The sequence below is a fragment of the Planktothrix agardhii genome, assembly GCF_904830935.1.
Lineage (GTDB): Bacteria > Cyanobacteriota > Cyanobacteriia > Cyanobacteriales > Microcoleaceae > Planktothrix > Planktothrix agardhii.
The window spans coordinates 2852570-2872340 of the sequence record NZ_LR882952.1 but is presented as its reverse complement, the minus strand read 5'-3'; the positions used below and the strand labels follow the sequence as shown (position 1 = coordinate 2872340).

The 19771-nt window shown below is 41.3% G+C and carries 14 protein-coding genes and 1 riboswitch; of the genes, 7 read left to right on the top strand and 7 right to left on the bottom strand.

The genetic code is table 11. From position 1 onward, the window contains the following. Positions 1–280: 280 nt before the first annotated feature. Positions 281–469, top strand: a complete 189-nt coding sequence (locus tag NMG88_RS13485; protein WP_141292822.1) for a hypothetical protein — start codon at positions 281–283, stop codon at positions 467–469. 54 nt (positions 470–523) lie between these two features. On the opposite strand, the gene menB is transcribed toward NMG88_RS13485, so the two are convergent. Further along, the gene (menB, locus tag NMG88_RS13480; RefSeq protein ID WP_026787975.1) at positions 524–1357 is read right to left on the bottom strand and encodes a 1,4-dihydroxy-2-naphthoyl-CoA synthase; all 834 of its coding nucleotides are present in this window, start codon (positions 1355–1357) and stop codon (positions 524–526) included. Positions 1358–1411: 54 nt separating this feature from the next. Continuing rightward, positions 1412–2443, bottom strand: a complete 1032-nt coding sequence (gene purM, locus NMG88_RS13475) for a phosphoribosylformylglycinamidine cyclo-ligase (RefSeq protein WP_042154732.1) — start codon at positions 2441–2443, stop codon at positions 1412–1414. A 597-nt stretch (positions 2444–3040) separates the two neighbouring features. Between purM and NMG88_RS13470 the strand changes: the two genes are divergently transcribed. From NMG88_RS13470 to NMG88_RS13460, 3 genes are all read left to right on the top strand, one after another. Next, positions 3041–4072 (top strand): septal ring lytic transglycosylase RlpA family protein, encoded by a 1032-nt coding sequence (locus NMG88_RS13470; protein ID WP_227350772.1) that lies wholly within the window; start codon positions 3041–3043, stop codon positions 4070–4072. Between the two features lie 130 nt (positions 4073–4202). Then, on the top strand, positions 4203–5720 hold the full coding sequence (locus NMG88_RS13465) for a bifunctional pantoate--beta-alanine ligase/(d)CMP kinase (RefSeq protein WP_254035522.1): 1518 nt from the start codon (positions 4203–4205) through the stop codon (positions 5718–5720). A gap of 316 nt (positions 5721–6036) precedes the next feature. After that, a complete protein-coding gene (locus NMG88_RS13460; RefSeq protein ID WP_254035521.1) occupies positions 6037–8736 on the top strand; it encodes a chloride channel protein in 2700 nt (899 codons plus the stop codon). Positions 8737–8819: 83 nt separating this feature from the next. Here the strand turns inward: NMG88_RS13460 and NMG88_RS13455 are convergent, their stop codons facing one another. After that, positions 8820–9080 carry a Mo-dependent nitrogenase C-terminal domain-containing protein gene (locus tag NMG88_RS13455; protein ID WP_042154742.1) on the bottom strand — a complete coding sequence of 87 codons (261 nt, stop codon included), beginning with the start codon at positions 9078–9080 and terminating at the stop codon, positions 8820–8822. A gap of 203 nt (positions 9081–9283) precedes the next feature. Beyond that, positions 9284–11593 carry a penicillin-binding protein 1C gene (locus tag NMG88_RS13450; protein WP_081846389.1) on the bottom strand — a complete coding sequence of 770 codons (2310 nt, stop codon included), beginning with the start codon at positions 11591–11593 and terminating at the stop codon, positions 9284–9286. 282 nt (positions 11594–11875) lie between these two features. Here NMG88_RS13450 and NMG88_RS13445 point away from each other — a divergent pair, with 282 nt between their 5' ends. Beyond that, positions 11876–13081: a Coenzyme F420 hydrogenase/dehydrogenase, beta subunit C-terminal domain gene (locus tag NMG88_RS13445; RefSeq protein WP_235751595.1), complete on the top strand. Its 1206-nt coding sequence runs from the start codon at positions 11876–11878 to the stop codon at positions 13079–13081. 209 nt (positions 13082–13290) lie between these two features. Here NMG88_RS13445 and NMG88_RS13440 read toward each other — a convergent pair whose 3' ends face one another. Together NMG88_RS13440 and typA are read right to left on the bottom strand one after the other, a co-directional pair. Next, a complete protein-coding gene (locus NMG88_RS13440; protein ID WP_042154749.1) occupies positions 13291–13497 on the bottom strand; it encodes a hypothetical protein in 207 nt (68 codons plus the stop codon). 34 nt (positions 13498–13531) lie between these two features. Further along, a riboswitch (Glutamine riboswitch) is annotated at positions 13532–13623 on the bottom strand. A 145-nt stretch (positions 13624–13768) separates the two neighbouring features. Next, positions 13769–15559 (bottom strand): translational GTPase TypA, encoded by a 1791-nt coding sequence (gene typA, locus NMG88_RS13435; RefSeq protein ID WP_042154750.1) that lies wholly within the window; start codon positions 15557–15559, stop codon positions 13769–13771. 286 nt (positions 15560–15845) lie between these two features. On the opposite strand from typA, the gene NMG88_RS13430 reads away from it, so the two are divergent. Both NMG88_RS13430 and NMG88_RS13425 read left to right on the top strand, forming a co-directional pair. Further along, positions 15846–16862, top strand: a complete 1017-nt coding sequence (locus tag NMG88_RS13430; RefSeq protein WP_254035520.1) for an ABC transporter substrate-binding protein — start codon at positions 15846–15848, stop codon at positions 16860–16862. 22 nt (positions 16863–16884) lie between these two features. Beyond that, positions 16885–18489 carry a HAMP domain-containing methyl-accepting chemotaxis protein gene (locus NMG88_RS13425; protein ID WP_042154754.1) on the top strand — a complete coding sequence of 535 codons (1605 nt, stop codon included), beginning with the start codon at positions 16885–16887 and terminating at the stop codon, positions 18487–18489. On the opposite strand, the gene NMG88_RS13420 is transcribed toward NMG88_RS13425, so the two are convergent. After that, entirely contained in the window at positions 18486–19751 is a 1266-nt protein-coding gene (locus tag NMG88_RS13420) for a hypothetical protein (RefSeq protein ID WP_027249929.1), read from the bottom strand. The two genes, NMG88_RS13425 and NMG88_RS13420, sit on opposite strands and share 4 nt — an antisense overlap. Between the last annotated feature and the right edge of the window lie 20 nt (positions 19752–19771).

Genomic DNA, 19771 nt, shown 5'->3' with positions numbered 1-19771 from the left:
TTTCAGGTACAGTCTATCAAATTTACATTTCTTAATATTTTGAATCTGATTTTAAACAAAATATAAAATAAGTGTTAAGTTCTTAGTCCATAAAAATTTAACTCAAAACCATACAGAATCGAAGTTTGACGATAAAAAACCTGAATTTGATGATCCCCGATAATTATAGATAGGTAATTTTCTTGGGGAATTTAAAAGTATGGAGTCTGGGAACTTGATATCGGTCTGCCGTAACTGCCAAAAATACACCCCCGAAGGCCATCGTGGGGGGCATTGTCAGTTGCTTCAAGTTTCAGTCAAAGGCAGTTGGAAGTCTTGTCAATTAGCACTTCCCGCCTTTGCTCCATCTTGGGAAACCCTAGAAAACCTGATCCACTTCCCCCAAGAAACGCCTCGCAAGGGGGATGTGATCCCGTTGCCATCCCATCAGGTTCAAGAGCTAGACGAAGTAGAATCCTTATTGGCTTAATTGAAAAATTTGGGGGCTAGGAATTCCTAGTCCCCGCAAACATCATATCCTAGACTAAGGAAGCCAGGGATATTGACGGAAATTAGGCGATCGCTTCTCCAAGAAAGCCTGTTTCCCTTCCGTTCCTTCCTCGGTCATATAATATAGTAGGGTGGCATTTCCGGCGAGTTCCTGTAGACCCGCTTGACCATCACAATCGGCATTAAACGCCGCCTTTAAACAGCGAATCGCAATTGGGCTTTTCTCCAGAATTTCCTGAGCCCATTCTATTCCTTCTAATTCCAATTGTTCTACAGGAACAACATGATTAATTAACCCCATATCTAGGGCTTGTTGAGCATTATATTGACGACACAAATACCAAATTTCTCGGGCTTTCTTTTGACCGACAATTCGAGCTAAATAACTAGCTCCAAATCCCCCATCAAAACTGCCAACTTTCGGCCCGGTTTGTCCAAAAATTGCATTATCCGCAGCTAGAGTTAAATCGCAAATTAAATGCAGTACATGACCGCCCCCGATCGCATATCCTGCTACCAAAGCAATCACAACTTTCGGCATACTTCGGATTAACCGTTGTAAATCTAAAACGTTTAATCGAGGGATACCCGTATCATCAATATATCCTCCATCCCCCCGCACGCTTTGATCCCCGCCGGAACAAAAGGCATATTTTCCGTCGGTATGGGGCCCGGCTCCTGTAAACAATACCACACCAATATTCAGGTCTTCCCGGGCATCAAAAAAGGCATCGTAGAGTTCAAAAACAGTTTTAGGTCGAAAAGCATTGCGTTTTTCTGGACGGTTAATCGTAATTTTAGCGATACCGTCGGCTTTGTGATACAAAATATCTTCGTAGGTTTTGGCAATTTGCCATGCAACTGACATTATGGGTAATTAATTAGGGGTTGAAAATCAGAAAACAGGCTTTCATTCTATCAATTAATTGGTTGGTAATCCGATTAAATCCCCCGTTCCTGACACCACTTCCCCAATAGAATAGGCGGCAATTCCTTGGGTTTTAAACCATTCTTTTGTACTTTCAGCTTGTTGGGGCGGAACCAAAACCACAAAACCGATCCCCATATTAAAAGTATCAAACATCGCCACAGAGCTAATTTCACCCTCTTGAGCTAACCAGTGAAAAATCGGGAGAATCGGCCAACTGTCGGGATGAATCTTAATTGATTGTCCCGAACTCAGACAGCGCGGTAAGTTTTCCGGTAAACCCCCTCCGGTAATATGGGCCATGCCATGAATCTCTAGGCCGTTACGCAGGGCTTGTAACACGGGTTTAACGTAAATTTGAGTCGGAGTTAAACAAACCTCAGCGATAGATTGACCCCCCAAGGTTTCAGGGGATTGATTCCAGTCCCATTCCATATCGCTAATTACTTTACGAACTAGACTAAATCCATTACTATGCACCCCACTACTGGCCAGTCCGATCGCAATATCCCCAATTTGGACTTGAGAGCCATTCAACATTCGGCTTTTTTCTACAATTCCCACACAAAAACCCGCCATGTCATATTCCCCCGGTTGATAAAATCCGGGCATTTCGGCCGTTTCTCCTCCCAGGAGACTACATCCGGCCTGTTGACAGCCTTGGGCTACCCCCGCCACCACTTGAGTTAATTGGTCGGGATCAAGTTTTCCCGTGGCTAAATAGTCCAGAAAAAATAAGGGTTCGGCCCCACAGGTAAGAACATCATTCACGCACATGGCAACTAAATCAATCCCTACGGTATCGTGGCGGTTGAGGATTGTGGCTAATTTTAACTTGGTTCCCACGCCATCGGTTCCCGATACTAAAACAGGTTCGGTATAGCCCGAAGGCAGGGCAAAACAGCCCCCAAACCCGCCGAGTCCCCCTAAAACTTCCGGTCGATAGGTTTTCTGTACGAGGTTGCGAATCTGATCGACAAAATCCCGACCCGCTTGAATATCAACACCAGCTTCCCGATAATCCATCTTCTGTTTTCCTGATTGAGCTAAAAGATATTTATAGCAGTCGCCAGACCTATTAGGACAAAGAGTGATGCAGCAAAGCTAGACGGTGAAGTCTTTTCCTCCGGTGTTCCCTCCCCCCCTAGCCCCACACGGGGGGTTTGGGGGGGCTGTTCCGGTGTTCCCTGCTATAAGCAATTTTCGGCACTATTATTTTCGGTTCTCGTGGTGCTGATGGCCAGGCTATTGATTCAACTGATAAGAAAATTTAATCAAAACTCAATTGGGAAAATTTTCATAGCTTCAGAATCTCTACATCCTTTAATCAATCAGGGTTATATCTTGAAACTGAACAGTTTAGTTTTTTAAAAAAACCGTAAAGCCTTGATCTGTCGTGATCCCCAAAATTCCAAGTTCATGTTAGTCTGTTGCAGTTCCCCAAACAAAGGTGAATGCGGAACGAGTGTGAGTTGACGAATTGAATTACCTGATATTTGGGTTTAAAACCCACCGATTGAAACTTTCAGCATTTTATTAGCTGATTTCAAGGCTCCAAATTCAGGAGATATCAACCAGGGTAAAGCTTCAACTCGATAACCAGCAGTTTTGAGAGTGTATTTTATGAAACATGAACTTTGGGGCAGTCTTACAGCAGTTATTCTTCTGCCTGTTTTGAGCTTAACCTCCTCGGGCCATGCTGAATCAATATCAGCACCTAAACCGAATCCTGAACTCATTCAAGGAAAAAGTCTAACGGGTTCTGAAGCTACTGATGTGATTAAAGTGGGAGAATATCAATCCCAACAAGCTAATGCAGCTTTATTACCCGATAGCGTAGCCAAAATCAAGGCCCATGAACTGAATCAACAACAGGCTGCAACCCTCTATATCAGAAATATTCCCGTCCTGACTTTTATCAAAAACACGAATTTCGATCCCAAAGCCATTACACCCCCAACCCTTCAACGCATCAAAGTAGGGTCGTATTCAGACCAGGCCTATTTACCCAACCCGACAACTCCTGCAACCCAACCCACCGTCGCCACCGATCCCGTTTCTAGGGCCACTGCGGTTGCAGCCGAAATTAACCAACTGATTCGCAATAATTTTGATGCCAGCACGATTCAAGTGCGATGGGATGCACAACGTCAGCGTTACCTGATTGAAGCAGCCGGTCAGGAACTGGTCAGCATCGACTCGCAAACGATTCTACCGGATACCACCAATGACACGGCAACGGATGCCCTACAAGCCACAAATAGACTCAGACGCCAAATTGGGAATGCTCCTCCTTTGAATACTATTGAAGGTCAACCTAAACTTTCGATTCCAGACGTAGCGACAGGATTTTTGTTTCAACGGATTGAGGGTTGGGCTTCTTGGTACGGCCCTGGCTTTGATGGAAACTTAACGGCTAATGGAGAAACCTTTAACCAATACGATTTAACCGCGGCCCATCCCTCTTTACCCTTTGGGACGACGGTGCGAGTCACAAATAAAGATAACGGCCAATCCGTTGTGGTGCGGATTAATGATCGTGGCCCCTATGCCGGAGGTCGTGTACTTGATTTATCTAAAGGAGCGGCTCAAGCAATTGGGATGATTGGTAGTGGAGTTGCTCCCGTGCAAATTGATGTATTGACTGCTAATTAGTAAATCAGTCATCAGTAATCAGTTAACAGTTATTAGTTCACCAGTTTTTAGTTAACAAATATTAACAATCAACTCTTGCACTGATAACTCTTAAACTGATAACTGATAACTGATAACTGATAACTGATTTATGGTTCGTCTGTTGACTAGCGTTGCTGCTCTGCGGTGTTATCTGCGTTCCTACCGAACTCAAAACCCCCTAAATTTTGTGGGTCTAGTGCCTACAATGGGGGGCTTACATTTGGGACATCTGAGCTTAATTCAACGGGCTAAAGCCGAAAATGGTTTGGTGGTGGTGAGTATTTTTGTGAATCCTCTGCAATTTGGGCCGAATGAGGATTTCCAAAACTATCCTAGGCGGTTAGAAACGGATTTGCAGCAGTGTGAACAGGCCGGAGTTGATGTGATCTTTGCTCCGTCGGTGGAGGAGATGTATCAATCCTCGGTGCAGACGATGGTGATTCCTCCTACATCAATCATGTCAGGATTATGCGGAAAATCTCGCCGCGGACATTTTCCAGGGGTGGCGACGGTTGTGACCAAATTATTGAATTTAGTTCAACCAGATCGGGCTTATTTTGGACAAAAAGATGCTCAACAGGTGGCGATTATTCAAGGTCTGGTTCAGGATTTGAATTTGCCAATTGAGATTATTCCCTGTCCAATTGTGCGGGAGTCGTCGGGATTGGCCTATAGTTCTCGGAATCAATATTTAACTTTATCAGAACAACAACAAGCAACGGTTTTATATCGGGCTCTACGTCGTGGCCAAGAATATTTCCACAAAGGTTGTAATTCTGCTACGGAGATTAAAACCTTTGTCCAAACTGAATTGGAGACGGAACCGGAGGTACAGGTAGAATATATTGATTTAGTGGAACCCCAGACGTTAATTCCCTTAGCTACAGTGGAAACCAAGGGGTTATTAGCGATCGCGGCTCGTGTGGGTCACACTCGTTTAATTGATAATCTGATTCTGCACCGTCGTCAACCGATTATTGCCATTGATGGCCCAGCCGGAGCCGGGAAATCTACCGTTACCCGCAAAATTGCCCAGGCTTTGGGATTGTTATATTTAGATACCGGGGCGATGTATCGGGCCGTGACTTGGTTGGTGTTACAGTCTGGAATTGCGGTGGAGGATGAAGTTGCTATAGCTGAAATTGTCAGTCAATGTCGGATTGAATTGATCCCCGACAGAGAACAACCCAGAACCCTGATTAATGGTCAGGATGTGACTGAAGCGATTCGATCCTTGGAAGTGACGGCTCAGGTATCGGCGATCGCGGCTCAATGGGCTGTGCGTCAGGCTTTGGTTAAACAGCAACAGGCGTTTGGGAATCAAGGTGGAATTGTTGCCGAAGGTAGGGATATTGGCACAACAGTATTCCCCGATGCCGAATTAAAAATTTTCCTAACTGCATCTGTACAAGAGCGGGCAAAACGGAGATTATTAGAACTGCATAGTCAAGGGAAAACGGAAATTACTCAGGAACAATTAGAACAGGATATTGCCGAGCGCGATCGGCTTGACAGTAATCGAGTTATTTCACCCTTGAGAAAAGCCGCTGATGCGATGGAAATTCAAACGGATAATTTAACAATTGATGATGTGATTCAACGGGTCGTTAAATCAGTCATCAGTTAACAGTTAACAGTTATCAGTTAAGAAGTTTACAGTTATCAGTTAAGAAGTTTACAGTTAACTGTTTTCAGCCTACAAGTATTAACAATGAACTCTTTACTGTTAACTGATGACTGATACCTCTTACACTGATAACTGTTGACTGTTGACTGTTGACTGATATAGCAGGGAACAGCCCCCCCACCCCCCCGTGCACGGGGGGCTAGGGAGGGAGGGAACAGGGGGGAAATACTTCACCGTCTGGGTTCCAATATCCGTCTGGTGTCCTAACTGCCTTGGCGGTTGCTATACCTCTTACACTGTTAACTGATGACTGATTATGTGGCGCATCTCTATCCCCAGAGAAGTTTCTATTCTGTTCTCCAAAATTTTATCACCCACGACCCCGAAACGTTTTGCCATTATTGAAGCGGGTTTAATTGGTTTAGTCTCCGGTTTAGCCGCATTTATATTAAAAGAAGGTGCGGGTTGGTTAGGTTCTTTACGAATTTCCACATCCTTAAATTCTGCGATTCCCGCTTGGATATTGCTTCCCATCATTGGATTAATCGGGGGTTTATTAACGGGTTTTTTAGTAGAAAGATTAGCACCAGAAACCGCCGGAAGTGGGATTCCACAAGTAAAAGCAGCATTGGCGGGAGAACCGATTTCCCTTGACTTTCGAGTGGCATTTGCTAAACTTATTGGCACGATGTTTACGATGGGTTCTGGGTTAACTTTAGGACGTCAGGGGCCGACTGTCCAAATTGGTGCCGCTTTAGCTGCTTGGATTAGTCGTTGGGTTCCCACTTCTCCGAATTATCGACGTCAATTAATCGCTTGTGGTGCCGCGGCCGGATTAGCCGCTGGATTTAATGCTCCGATTGCCGGGGTGTTATTTGTAGTAGAAGAACTGCTGCATGATGTGTCAGGAATTACCCTCGGCCCGGCGATTATTGCCTCTTTTATTGGTGCGGTGGTTTCCCGTTTATTAGGGGGTCAAGAATTTAGTGATAGCGCCACAAAAACTATTATATTAGAAACCGTACATGATCGATTACTTTATGCCAGAGAAATTCCGTTATTTATTCTATTAGGAATTTTAGCGGGAGTTTTGGGAGCAATTTTTAGTCGGAGTATTATTTCCGGGTCAAAATTTAATCGCCGAGTATTACGTTGGGGATTACCTCAACGCATGGCAGTTGCCGGGTTATTATCAGGTTTAGTCGTATCATTATTGCCTCTTTCTTTTAGGAATAATACCGGAATTAGGCAATTAATTTTAAGTGGAGAATTGTCCTGGGAAACCAGTGCTTTAGTATTTACGGCTCATTTTATTCTAACTATAATTGCAGCCAGTTCCGGCGCACCTGGGGGACTATTTGCCCCTTCTTTAGTATTGGGTTCGGCGTTAGGTCATTTAGTCGGAACCTGGGAATCCGAATTAATGTTAGGAATTGACCAACCCACTATTTTTGCCTTTGCGGGAATGGGGGCTTTTTTCTGTGCTGTGGCGCGAACACCGATGACGGCTGTTGTAATTGTGTTTGAAATTACAACGGATTTTGGGTTGGTTTTACCATTAATGATTTCTTCTGTTGTAGCATATTTAATTGCGGAAAAAATTGATCCTGAATCTCTCTATGATCAGTTATTAAAATTGAGTGGAATTGAACTAAAATCCGATCACCCAATTGATGGGGCATTGGAGAATTTACGCGCAGCTAATGTTATGCAAAGAAATGTCGAAACCTTAGCAGGTAATTTGACTTTAGAACAGGTGATTGAAGCCTTTGCAAAATCCCCTCATCGCGGATTTCCTGTAGTTGAAAATGGCAAATTAGTCGGAATTATTACCCAAACGGATTTAGCCCAAATTAGTAATCGTCAATTACCTAATCATACTCCGATTAATCAGTTAATGACTACTCAACCAATTACTGTTAATCCCGATGATAATTTAACTCATGTTTTATATTTATTGGGTCATTATAAATTAAGTCGTTTACCCGTTATAGAACATCATCATTTAGTGGGAATTATTACTCGCAGTGATATTATTCGAGCGGAATTAGGGCAGATTAATGGGGAAAAAACCCAAGTCGGGCGACATTATGAATCTTCTTATATTGCCTATCAAACTAGGGGGCCACAAACCGGAAATGGTCGTTTATTAGTATCATTATATAACCCCCAAACTGCCCCGGCATTATTAAAAGTTGCCGTGGCGATCGCCCAGGAACGCAATTATGAATTAGAATGTATCACAGTGATTACTATTCCCTATAGTAAATCTCCTTCAGAAACTTTAGTTAGGTTAACAAAAAGTCGGCGTTTATTACAACAAGCTGAACGTTTAGGGCAGAATTCAAAGATTTCTGTTCATACTCAAATTAGAGTTGCCCATGATGTTGCCCAAGCGATTTTAGAAACAACTCAAGAGGAACATATTGATTTATTATTAATGGGTTGGCATGGGGATATATCAGCCCCAGATCGAATTTTTGGTAATGTGATGGATGCGGTTATTCGTCTAGTTCCCTGCCAAGTTATGCTGATAAAATGGGGTCAAAATCAAACACCTCACGATCCTCAAACTAATACTAATTCCGATCCTAATACTTGCCCGGTTTTGGCTTGGCATCGTTGGTTAGTTCCCGTTAGGGACACCCTAGCAAATTCAGTTTCGGTGCAGCTTTTACCCGCACTAATTAAGTTAAGTTTTTCTCCAAAAATTTGTCTTTTTCGGGTAGTTAAAACTCTGATTTCTACAGAGGAAATCAAGGATTTTAACCAAGATTCGGAAAATTTAAGTCATCGTTTAAATACGGAGGTAATTTTTAGTAATGTTTGTTCTAATTCCGTATCGGAAGCGGTGATTGATTTAGCGGATAAAGATCAATGTGATGTGATTGTATTAGGGGCAAGTAGAGAGGGAATGTTACGACAAGTAATTCAAGGTAATATTCCAGAAGCGATCGCTAAAAACTGTCAATGCACAGTTATTTTAGTTCGACCTGCTATTGAAAAATACGGATAGAAGGGAATAGGAAAAACCGCAACAGGCAACAAAGCATCTGTTTTTGTCCTAACAGTCCGGTACTACTGCTATAATTTCAAGGGTTAAATGGTCATGCCACAGTCATCGACTAAATAACACATTGCCCGAAACCGCAAACCCATTAATTCTTCATATAAAGGATTGAATTTGCACAGGGGAGGAATGTGTAAAATGGTATGTCCAAATAGTTTAATATCCCTGGCAAACGGACACTGCGCTGGAATTACCCGATATACAAACAACGCCAAATCAGGGTTATGAATATCCACACTATCCAACCATTTACGGAGAGGGTTAAACACAGAAGAAATCAAGTTACGCATATTTTAATTTGTTGAGGGACAATACAACCGTATTTTTTCGGTTGTCTATTTTATACTTTACAAATCTCAATCCACAATTGGGTAAAGGATTGGAAAAGAATCTGTATAGGATTATAAAGGTTTTGTAAAGAAAAAAATCTGTATGATTCACTACAATTAACCGATATAGCTAGAAGTTAATTAGAGCCATAAATTATCCAAACCTATTTATTAGTATTGACAATCGAAAAACCACGACGATAGGGTTTTTTATCGGCTTTTTGCACTTGAAATTGAACACTATCCTGTTGAGTACCTTGTTTAACTGTTAATGTCCATTGTCCAGGTTGTAATTGCCAAAACAGAGAATTATCAGACTGAGAATTTAATTTTTCTCCATTTAACCACCATTCCACCGACTGTTGAGAATTACCAGTAATTTTAAATTCTAACTTAGCAGTTTCTCCCGAATTAATCACAAAATAATCATCAACTTGAGGAGAAATAATTTTTAACTGATTTTGGGTTAACTGAGGATGAGATTGTCGAGATAACCATTCATTATATTCAGAATTTAAAACTGATTTAGGAGATTTTTTCTCATATTCGGCGATAGCTTTGGGATCAAAATATTCTAATACTATTCCACCGGAACAATCTTTCGTCGGACGTAACCCGGTAGTTGCACAAATTGGTAACTGAATTAACCCTTCTGGGACGGGAAAATTAGCAGGTTCTTTTGTTTCGTGTAAATGCAATAAAATTCGGTTCCATAATGGTGCAGCACCCGTCACTCCAGATACATTTTCCATACCTTGACCGTCAAAATTTCCTACCCAAGTTGCTACGGTATAATCTGTGGTAAAACCCACTGTCCAAGTATCTCGATAATTGGAAGAAGTTCCGGTTTTAACTGCAACTGGAAAGGGTAAATTCAAGACAGAATCAATCCCAAAAGAATGGGATCTTGCATGGGCATCACTTAACATATTTGTGATTAATTGCCAAGTGACAGGAGCATCAATAGAAAGTGCAGAATTTTTGATATTTCTAGCTTGATTTATGATCACATTAGGTGTGATTATTTTACCTTGATTTGCCATAATTAAATAAGCCTGGGCTAATTCCCATAAACTGACTTCTCCACTCCCTAAAGTTAATCCTAAACCATAATAATCAGGAGTATGAGTTAAATGTTGAAATCCTAATTGTTTTAATCGTTCTAAAAATACGGTAACAGTGACTTTTTCTAATACTTTGACTGCGGGAACATTTAAAGAGTTTGCCAACGCTACCCGTACCCGCACCGGGCCTAAAAATGTTTCGCTGTAGTCCGTTGGACTGTAGAGTTTTGCCCCTGGAATTGCGTAATAACTAGGAACATCTGCTAATATGGTATGGGGTTTAATAATGGCTTTTGATAAGGCTAATTCATATAAAAATGGTTTCAAGGTTGATCCGGGTTGTCGTAAGGCTTGAACACCATCATTTCGCCCGAATTTATCGTTATTAAAATAATCGGGAGAACCCACATAAGCCAATACTTCCCCGGTATGATTATCAATAACTAAAGCCGCAGCATGATGAACATTATGATCTTTTAAACTGATAATAATTTGTTGAATTTGGGCTTCAATAAATTGTTGTAACGGGCGATCTATTGTGGTTTTAATTTTATAGGTTGACTCTCTGACCCCCCCCAGCCCTCCCTTATTAATGGGGGGAGAATTAGGGGTTATTTCTGGATAAATACTCCCCTGATTAATCGGGGAAGGGGGGATGGAATTTGTTAACTTTTCGGTTAGCAAAAATAGAAAATGGGGGGCGGCGATAATTCCTTGTTGTTGGGGTTGGAATTGTAACTTTTCTTCATAGGCGCGTTCCGCTTGAATAGTGGTAATATATCCATCTTCAATCATTCTTTTTAATACATAATTTTGACGTTTTTTTAAGGAGGATAAATTATAATAAGGATTTAGGTCTGTGGGGTCATTGGGAAGGGCGGCTAATAGACTTGCTTGGGCTAAATTCAACTCCGATGCAGAAGTATTAAAATAGGTTTTTGCTGCTGCTTCAACGCCATATAAATTACCTCCCATTGGTAAACGATTAATATAATTTTCTAATATTTCCTGTTGATTCATTCCGGCGGTGAGTCGCCAAGATAACCAAATTTCGCCAAATTTATTTGACAATGTTCGAGGTGCGGGTTCTAATAATCTCGCTAATTGCATGGTAATAGTAGACGCACCGCTAACAATTTTTTTGGCTTGAAAGGCTTCTAAAATAGAACGAATCAGGGCAACAGAATCAACCGCCCCATGTTGATAATAGCGTTTATCTTCGGCGGCAATAATTCCTTGAATAAAATGGGGTGAAACTTGACTTAAAGGAACAATTGCAGTATGATTTTGATCGGAACTTAAAATTGTTCCTAATGGTAAATTATTGCGATCGCTAAATTCAAAAGCTACATCTTTTTGTTGAATATCTGCTGCATGAATAGGAATAAAATAGGGAAATAATCGTACCATTCCCCCTAAACAAAATAGGACTAAAATAGTTCGGATTGCCCGATGGCGAAAACAATGTAAAATTTGCTACACCCCCATTTTTTTAATTGTTTTAGTCATTGACTCGACCATCAAGACTTTGTTGACATCTTTATGTTAATCAACTACAGTGAAACTGTTAAAAAATATATTGAAGATCCGCACCATTTGGTAAACTAATATTTCAAGGAGAATAAATTCCCCTGTGTCGTGTTTCCTCTCAGGTCTGAAGACACTGAGTTTCCACACTCCCACCCTTTTCTTATGACTTCACTACAAGAGCCCGCCAAACATCTCAAAGCTAAAGGTATGAAACCCGGTAGTCGTCGCCCGGCGAAAGAACTCTGTAGCGAGTGCGGTCTGTGCGATACCTATTATATTCATTATGTTAAAGAAGCCTGTGCGTTTCTGAATCAACAAATTGCCGAATTAGAAACAGAAGCTCATGGACGTCGCCGCAATTTAGATAATTGGGATGATGTCTATTTTGGGGTGCATCAAGATATGATGCAAGCTCGAAAAAAAGAACCTATCGAGGGCGCCCAATGGACGGGAATTGTAAGTACCATTGCTATTGAAATGCTTAACCGTGGGTTAGTGGAAGGTGTGGTTTGTGTTCAGAATAGCAAAGAAGATCGTTTTCAACCTCAACCCGTGATTGCTAGAACTCCAGAAGAAATTTTAGCAGCTAAGGTTAATAAACCTACATTATCCCCAAATTTATCGGTATTAGAACAAATTGAACAGTCAAAAATGAAGCGTCTGTTAGTAATTGGGGTGGGCTGTCAAATCCAAGCATTAAGGGCAGTTGAGAAGGAATTAGGATTAGAAAAACTTTATGTTTTGGGAACTCCATGCGTGGATAATGTTACCCGAACAGGTTTACAAAAATTTCTGGAAACCACCAGTAAATCCCCTGATACTGTTGTTTATTATGAATTTATGCAGGATTTTCGAGTTCACTTTAAACATGAGGATGGCTCTACTGAAACCGTGCCATTTTTTGGGTTAAATACTAAGGAATTAAAGGATATTTTTGCCCCATCTTGTTTGAGTTGTTTTGACTATGTTAACTCTTTGGCGGATTTAGTTGTGGGATATATGGGGGCAACTTTTGGCTGGCAATGGATTGTAGTTAGAAATCAAACCGGACAGGAAATGTTAGACTTAGTGGGAGATTTAATTGATACTCAACCTGTAATTACCCAAGGAAATCGGAAACCCGCCGTGCAGCAGAGTATTCCTGCATACGATAAAGCAGTCACCTTACCGATGTGGGCAGCAAAATTAATGGGAGTAGTGATTGACAAAATCGGCCCTAGAGGGTTAGAATATGCCCGTTTTTCTATAGATTCTCACTTTACTCGGAATTATTTGTATGTTAAACGGAATTATCCTGAGAAATTAGATACTCATGTTCCTGATTTTGCTAAACAAATTGTTGAACAATATAATCTTCCTAATTCTTGAGGGAACAGGGATCACGGATTTAAGAGGATTTAAGAGGATTTCACGGATTTTCATCTGTGTTAATCCGCTTAAATCCGTGATCGGGAATGGGGAATAGACAAACAAAAATCCCGTGTTGGTTACTGGGTGATGATGCGGGGTATAATAGATTAATATTGAGTTGGTTGTGGATTTTTGCACCCTGAAAACAAAACAGGGTGTTTCGGTATTTATTCAGCATTTTTGACCAATTTAACACCGATAACGGGGACTGATAAAATCAGCAACATTAACCAAGGTGCTAACACTAAACTAACTACCAAACTGATAGCAGCAACTCCCCTAGCCATGACTTGAACTATTTCTTCATTGGTACTCAAACTGAGTAAGGCTGCAACAACGGAAATTGCTAAAGAAAACAAAGAAGGTACTAACATCGCCACAAACCCTTAATTCAAGGTAAAATAGTTTTGTGCGTTCCTTCGGGAAAATTCCCTACTTCCGTCTTCCTCAAACGCCTGAACGCATCCCTCTTAATTGAGCATTTGGGGGAGATGAACGGTTAAGATTGATTTTTGTTATCGGTATTATAACATATTTAAGAAAAAAGTATATAGTTGTTGCGCTTAAGCGCAATCTTTCTTACCTTCCAAGCAATAAGAGACGCGCCGTGGCACGTCTCTACATTTTAACGAGGTTAAGACAAGATTAACGTTTAACTAACTTCTTACTGAGTTTGCGTAGACGAATAGACTGGGGAGTAACTTCCACCAATTCATCATTGCCAATATATTCCAACGCCCGTTCCAAACTCATCTCCATAGGGGCTTGTAACTGCACCAGTTCATCCCCCGTAGCGGCACGATGGTTAGTCAATTGTTTGGTTTTGCAGATATTCAGTTCCAAATCTTGGGGACGGTTGTTTTCCCCCACAATCATGCCTCTGTAAACCTTAGTCCCTGGCGTAATAAAAAACACCCCTCGGTCTTCAGCGTTTTTCATCGCATAGAAGGTGCTCACCCCTTCCTCAAAGGAAATTAACACCCCATTCCGACGGGCTTCAATATCTCCAGATAGGGCGCGATATTCCAGGAAACTATGGTTCATAATCCCTTCCCCGCGAGTCATCCGCATGAATTCCCCTCGGAACCCAATTAAACCCCGGGCAGGCACAACAAAATCTAACTGAGTCCGGCCATTACCCCCAACCAACATATCCTGCATTTCTGCCCTCCGTTGGCCTAAGCGTTCAATACAGCTACCCACGCCATCTTCAGGCACATCTAAAACTAGATATTCAAAAGGTTCATAGGGTTGGCTATTGACTTCGCGGTAAATTACCTGGGGTTGGGATACCTGGAATTCGTAACCTTCCCGACGCATATTTTCAATTAAAATCCCCAGGTGCAGTTCCCCCCGTCCCGATACCAAGAACTTATCGGGGGAGTCGGTTTCTTCCACCCGCAGGGCGACGTTAGTTTCCAATTCTCGCATTAAGCGATCGCGTACTTGCCGCGAAGTCACCAACTTGCCTTCCTGTCCAGCAAAGGGCGAGTCATTCACCGAGAAAGTCATTTGTAAGGTCGGTTCATCGACTTTAATTAATGGTAAGGCTTGGGGGTCGTTGGGACAGGTAATAGTTTCGCCAATATTGGCATCACTAAACCCAGCCACCGCCACAATATTTCCCGCCGATGCTTCTTGCAGTTCAATCCGTTTTAAGCCTTCAAATCCCATTAATTTAGAGATTTTGCTTTTAACAATACTGCCATCTTCCTTAATTAAGGAGGCCAGTTGTCCGGCTTTAATCACGCCATTGTGAATTTTGCCAATCACAATGCGCCCGACATATTCAGAATAATCCAGGGTTGTGACCTGCATTTGCAAGGATTTTTCCGGGTTTCCCACTGGGGGCGGAACATATTCCAGGATATACTCAAACATCGGCTGCATATCCGAGCTTTCATCCTCTAGGGTGCGTTTGGCAAAACCACCTAAACCCGAAGCAAATAGATAGGGGAATTCACATTGGTCGTCATCGGCGCCGAGTTCTAAGAATAAATCTAAGACTTTATCAACGGCGGTGTGGGGGCTGGCGCGATGACGGTCGATTTTGTTAATCACAACAATCGGGCGCAGTCCTTTTTCCAAAGCTTTTTTCAACACAAACCGGGTTTGGGGCATGGGCCCTTCGTTGGCATCGACGATTAAAATACAACCGTCCACCATCCCTAAAACCCGTTCAACTTCGCCCCCAAAGTCGGCGTGACCAGGGGTGTCGATAATATTAATAACGGTCTCTTTGTAGCGAACTGCGGTATTTTTAGATAAAATCGTGATCCCACGTTCCCGTTCAATATCATTAGAGTCCATAACGCAATCTGGAACCTCTTCCCCTTCACGGAAAATGCCAGATTGTCTGAGAAGTGCGTCCACAAGGGTCGTTTTGCCGTGATCGACGTGGGCAATAATTGCTACGTTGCGAATGGGGAGAGACATAAGTTAGGTCTAAGTAAGCTGAATTTTTGGAAAATTGTCAATATTGTTCCAATCTATTAATAATTGTAACGCATCTGCGATCGTATGGGTAGTATTTTTGAGCAAAAAGCCACAAAATTTAGCCCGAACTCCATAGACGGGGAACTCAACATTAGAAGTCGATCATAAACATTAACAATCTCATTGATGATAAAAATATTAAGTTTTCGGGGATTATTCTTGATTTAGATATAATAGTTGTCAGTAAAAGTTTTATCTATTTTATTTATGAAATATCAGTAAAACCATGAAACAACGTCAATATTTAATTTATTTCAGTATAGCTTTAATCGGTTTATTTTTGATCGTAAGCTGTCAAGTATTACAGCCCGAATTAAAAACATCAAGCCCTGCTTCTACTCTGCGCCTGGGTTTTAATAATTGGCCCGGATGTGCCGTTTGGCAAATTGCTTACGAGCAAGAAATTTTCAAGAAAAACAATCTGGATGTTGACTTACAATTTTCTGATTATACCACCGGATTAACTAACTTAGCATCGGGGCAGTTAGATGCAAATTGCCAGACTTTGTATGACACAATTTATATTATGGGGACAAATTCACAAGTTGATCAAGTGATTGTAGCCTTATCAGACTGGTCTACAGGAGGAGATCAAATTATTGCCGCACCAGGAATTCAGACTATTCGGGAATTTAAAGGGAAAAAAGTTGCTTTTGAATCGGGATCTGTGGGGAGTTTTTTACTCCTACTAGCCTTAGAAAAGTATGGATTAAAGCTATCGGATATTCAAGCGGTTAATCAGGATTTAATCACTAATGTTGCCCTTTTTGTTGAGGAAGAAGTGGATGCTATCAGCACCTATATTCCTTTTTCTAAGCAAGCTATGAATCGTTCTGGAAGTCAAATTATATTAACATCTCAAGATTTCCCTGGGGCTGTTTCTGATCATTTAGTGGTAACTCGTAAATTTATGGAAACCCATCCTCAAGTCGTGCAAGCTCTCGTCAATACTTGGTTTGATACCGTTGAATTTATTCAAAAAAATCCAGATTTATCTCGGCAAATTATTGGTTATACTGCTGGGTTAACTGTTCAAGATCTAAAAGATTATCAGTCCAAAATTCCCATAAAAGGCTTATCAGAAAATTTAACTGCTTTTGAAAGGGGAGAAAATTTTACCTCTTTACCCTATGCAGCCGACAAAATATATCAGTTTTTACAAAAAAATAAATTGCTGACAAAATCTGTTAATATAGAACAAATTTTTGATGCTAGTTTTGTTTATAACTTCAATAAAAACTAATCGAATTTAAGGACAATGAATCATGAAAAAAATAATTAAATTTTTTAAACAAGGTGAGTTACAATTAAAAATGATTAATGCCTTTATTTTAATGGGATTAATTGTATTTTTTGTTGCCTTTCTGGGATGGCAAGTAACATTAAATTTAAGCCAGGAACTCAATGAAATTAGCGTAGTCAGATTACCTTCAATTTTGGGTTTAGCAAAGATTGATCAAGGATTAAGAAATATTGATTCTAAACAATCCTGTCTTTTAAATAACTGTATAGGAGGTGACAATAGGGAAATTACTCTGGCACAAATTCAAGAAAATTTTAATTTAATCAATACGGGTTTTTTAGAATATGAAAAACTGCCTCGGACAGAGAAAGAAGATCAACTGTGGAAGCAATTTAAGTTAAGATGGCAGCAATGGGAAAAACAACAAAAAGTTTTTATGGATCTTTATAATGAATTTCAAAAAATTGGAGTTATATACCCCTATCAAACTCAAATTAAATTATGGAAAACAGGTCAACAAAATTCCCCAGAAATGCAAATAGCCCGCCAAGCATCTCTATTTTTATCAAAATTAAATATTCAAGATCGCTCTATTAATCAACCTATTTTATACGCCACATCTCAAAGTTTAGCAAAAGTGATTCAAGAAAATCAACATATAGCAGAATCATCTAAAATTCAAGCAGATAAAACCATTGAAAACAGTCAAAACTTTAGCGTTTTAGCTATGATATTTGGGCCTTTAATAGCCCTAAGTTTAGGGATTATTTTAAGTATAGCGATCGCCCGTCCCATTAGTCAAAGTCTAAAAGGATTAGTCAATACCGTTGTCAATTCTTCCTCCGAAATTGCGGCTACCATTGAAGAACAGGAAAGAATTGTAGCTTTACAAGCGGCATCTGTGAATCAAACCACAACCACAATGGATGAATTAGGGCAAACTTCTCGTCAAGCAACCCAACAAGCTGAAACCGCAGCCAAAATTACTAAACAGGTCTTAAGTTTATCTCAGGATGGGGCTAATGCTGTTTCTAAAACCATGTCAGGGATGGTAACTTTAGACCAAAAAGTGAGTGAAATTTCTAGCCAAATTATGACGCTGAATGAACAAGCCCAACAAATTAATAGTATTAGCAACCTAGTCGGTGATATTGCCAATCAAACTAATATGTTAGCCCTGAATGCCTCGATTGAAGCTGTGAGAGCAGGAGAGCATGGTTTAGGGTTTAATGTTGTGGCTTTAGAAATTCGTAAACTCGCCGACGAAACCCATAAATCTGCCCAAAAAATTAATCAATTAATTGATCAAATTGAAAAAGCAGTGAAAAGTACAGTGATCGCGGCGGTCGATGGCAAACATACCGTCCAGCAAAATTTAAAAATTACCGAAGAAACCACCGCAATTTTTAGTAAAGTTACCGTAGCAATGGATCAAGTTTCTTTAAGTTCCCAACAAATTTATTTAACTTCAAAACAACAAGTTCTTGCCATTGAAGAAGTGATATCGGCGATGAATTCTATTAACAACGGCGCTCAACAAACAGTTATTGGAATTAGCCAAACTAAATTGGAAACCCAAGAGCTAAAAAATGCAGCCCATAATCTGAAACAATTAGGGGTAAGTTAAGGCTTAGGAACATCGTAATAGGCCGCAATTCCTTGAACTTGCAACTGTTCCCGTAGGCGTTTAGCCCCAGCGGCGTCGGTTAAAGCACCCAATTGAATTTTTTTACCCGTTTTGAACTCCACAATATAAGCATCAGGAACCACTTCTTTCGCCTGTTCAAAGGAGCGATCGCCACTATAATCCAGCACAACATAATAATATCCGTCCCCGGATTTTATCGGTTCAGTCGGTCTAGCCGGACTCGCCGCCGTCGCAACTCTAGGAACTGCACCGCCCCCAGGTTGAACCGTTGAGGCATTGGTTCCCTGTCCCGACACTGGAGGAGGTGTAACAGCAGGAGTTACAGGTTTTTTGGGTAATAATTCCTGAGTCAGATTATTCAAACCCGGATCATTCGGGGATGTTAGGTTATTTGAGGGTGCAGGTAAGGTTGTGGCTGGACTTGGGGGTAATTGGGCAGGGACAGAAGGGAGCGGAACCGGATTCTGATTCGGATTAATATGGCTCAAGGTATCCAAATCCAAGTTAACAAATTCCTTGGCCGCTAAATTAGGGGAGAGGGAGTCCGTCGGAGGGAGAGATGTTTCTGTTGTGGCTAGGGTTGGGGGGGTAGCAGGAGCAGGGTTAGCCGTTGGAGTAGGAAAAAACCGATCCAAACCCAAGCTAGTACGACCAGAGGGAGACGAGATTACATAGCTTAAGGCGGTACAGGATAACAAAAACATAAACATTGAAGCAATGCCCAGGGGCGTTAAGAGACTGGCCATCAAACCCCGGTTTTCCTGGGGGTTAGGGCGCCGTTCTTCTATACTTTTAATTAGGGCTTCTGTCGATTCTAAATATCCATCCGATGAAGTTGCAGTTGGGACGGGTGACTTTAAGCTAAAACTGACCGCAGGTTCAGCCCCATTGGTTTGAGGAGGTGTTGTCGATGACGGTTGAGCCGCAATGGCCAAAGGTGCAGATTTTGCTGGAACTACGGTTTCCCAACCCGAAGGTTGAGTTTGGGGCTCAAACAGCTTTCCCTCCGATGCTGCGGTGTCATTCATGGCTACAGTTACAACATCAGTCGCTTGTTGAAACTGCGGGTTGGTTTGTCCACTGGGGTCGGTTGTGGTTTGTTTTGTGCGTCGTCGATGACGCCGATAACGGGTTAATTCTGATTCGAGTTGCACATCCAAATAACCTAAAACCGCTTTGAGTTGGGGTTTTAATTCTGGCTGTGAGGGTTGAGGGGACTTGATCTCAGATGTTTGACTCATAGTTAAACTGCTATACAAAA

Coding starts and splice junctions, on each gene's coding strand:
- NMG88_RS13470 (WP_227350772.1), top strand. CDS start 3,041: ATGAAACATGAACTTTGGGGCAGTCTTACAGCAGTTATTCTTCTGCCT.
- typA (WP_042154750.1), bottom strand. CDS start 15,559: ATGTCTCTCCCCATTCGCAACGTAGCAATTATTGCCCACGTCGATCAC.
- NMG88_RS13465 (WP_254035522.1), top strand. CDS start 4,203: ATGGTTCGTCTGTTGACTAGCGTTGCTGCTCTGCGGTGTTATCTGCGT.
- purM (WP_042154732.1), bottom strand. CDS start 2,443: ATGGATTATCGGGAAGCTGGTGTTGATATTCAAGCGGGTCGGGATTTT.
- NMG88_RS13450 (WP_081846389.1), bottom strand. CDS start 11,593: ATGGTACGATTATTTCCCTATTTTATTCCTATTCATGCAGCAGATATT.
- NMG88_RS13460 (WP_254035521.1), top strand. CDS start 6,037: ATGTGGCGCATCTCTATCCCCAGAGAAGTTTCTATTCTGTTCTCCAAA.
- NMG88_RS13420 (WP_027249929.1), bottom strand. CDS start 19,751: ATGAGTCAAACATCTGAGATCAAGTCCCCTCAACCCTCACAGCCAGAA.
- NMG88_RS13425 (WP_042154754.1), top strand. CDS start 16,885: ATGAAAAAAATAATTAAATTTTTTAAACAAGGTGAGTTACAATTAAAA.
- NMG88_RS13440 (WP_042154749.1), bottom strand. CDS start 13,497: ATGTTAGTACCTTCTTTGTTTTCTTTAGCAATTTCCGTTGTTGCAGCC.
- NMG88_RS13455 (WP_042154742.1), bottom strand. CDS start 9,080: ATGCGTAACTTGATTTCTTCTGTGTTTAACCCTCTCCGTAAATGGTTG.
- NMG88_RS13430 (WP_254035520.1), top strand. CDS start 15,846: ATGAAACAACGTCAATATTTAATTTATTTCAGTATAGCTTTAATCGGT.
- NMG88_RS13445 (WP_235751595.1), top strand. CDS start 11,876: ATGACTTCACTACAAGAGCCCGCCAAACATCTCAAAGCTAAAGGTATG.
- menB (WP_026787975.1), bottom strand. CDS start 1,357: ATGTCAGTTGCATGGCAAATTGCCAAAACCTACGAAGATATTTTGTAT.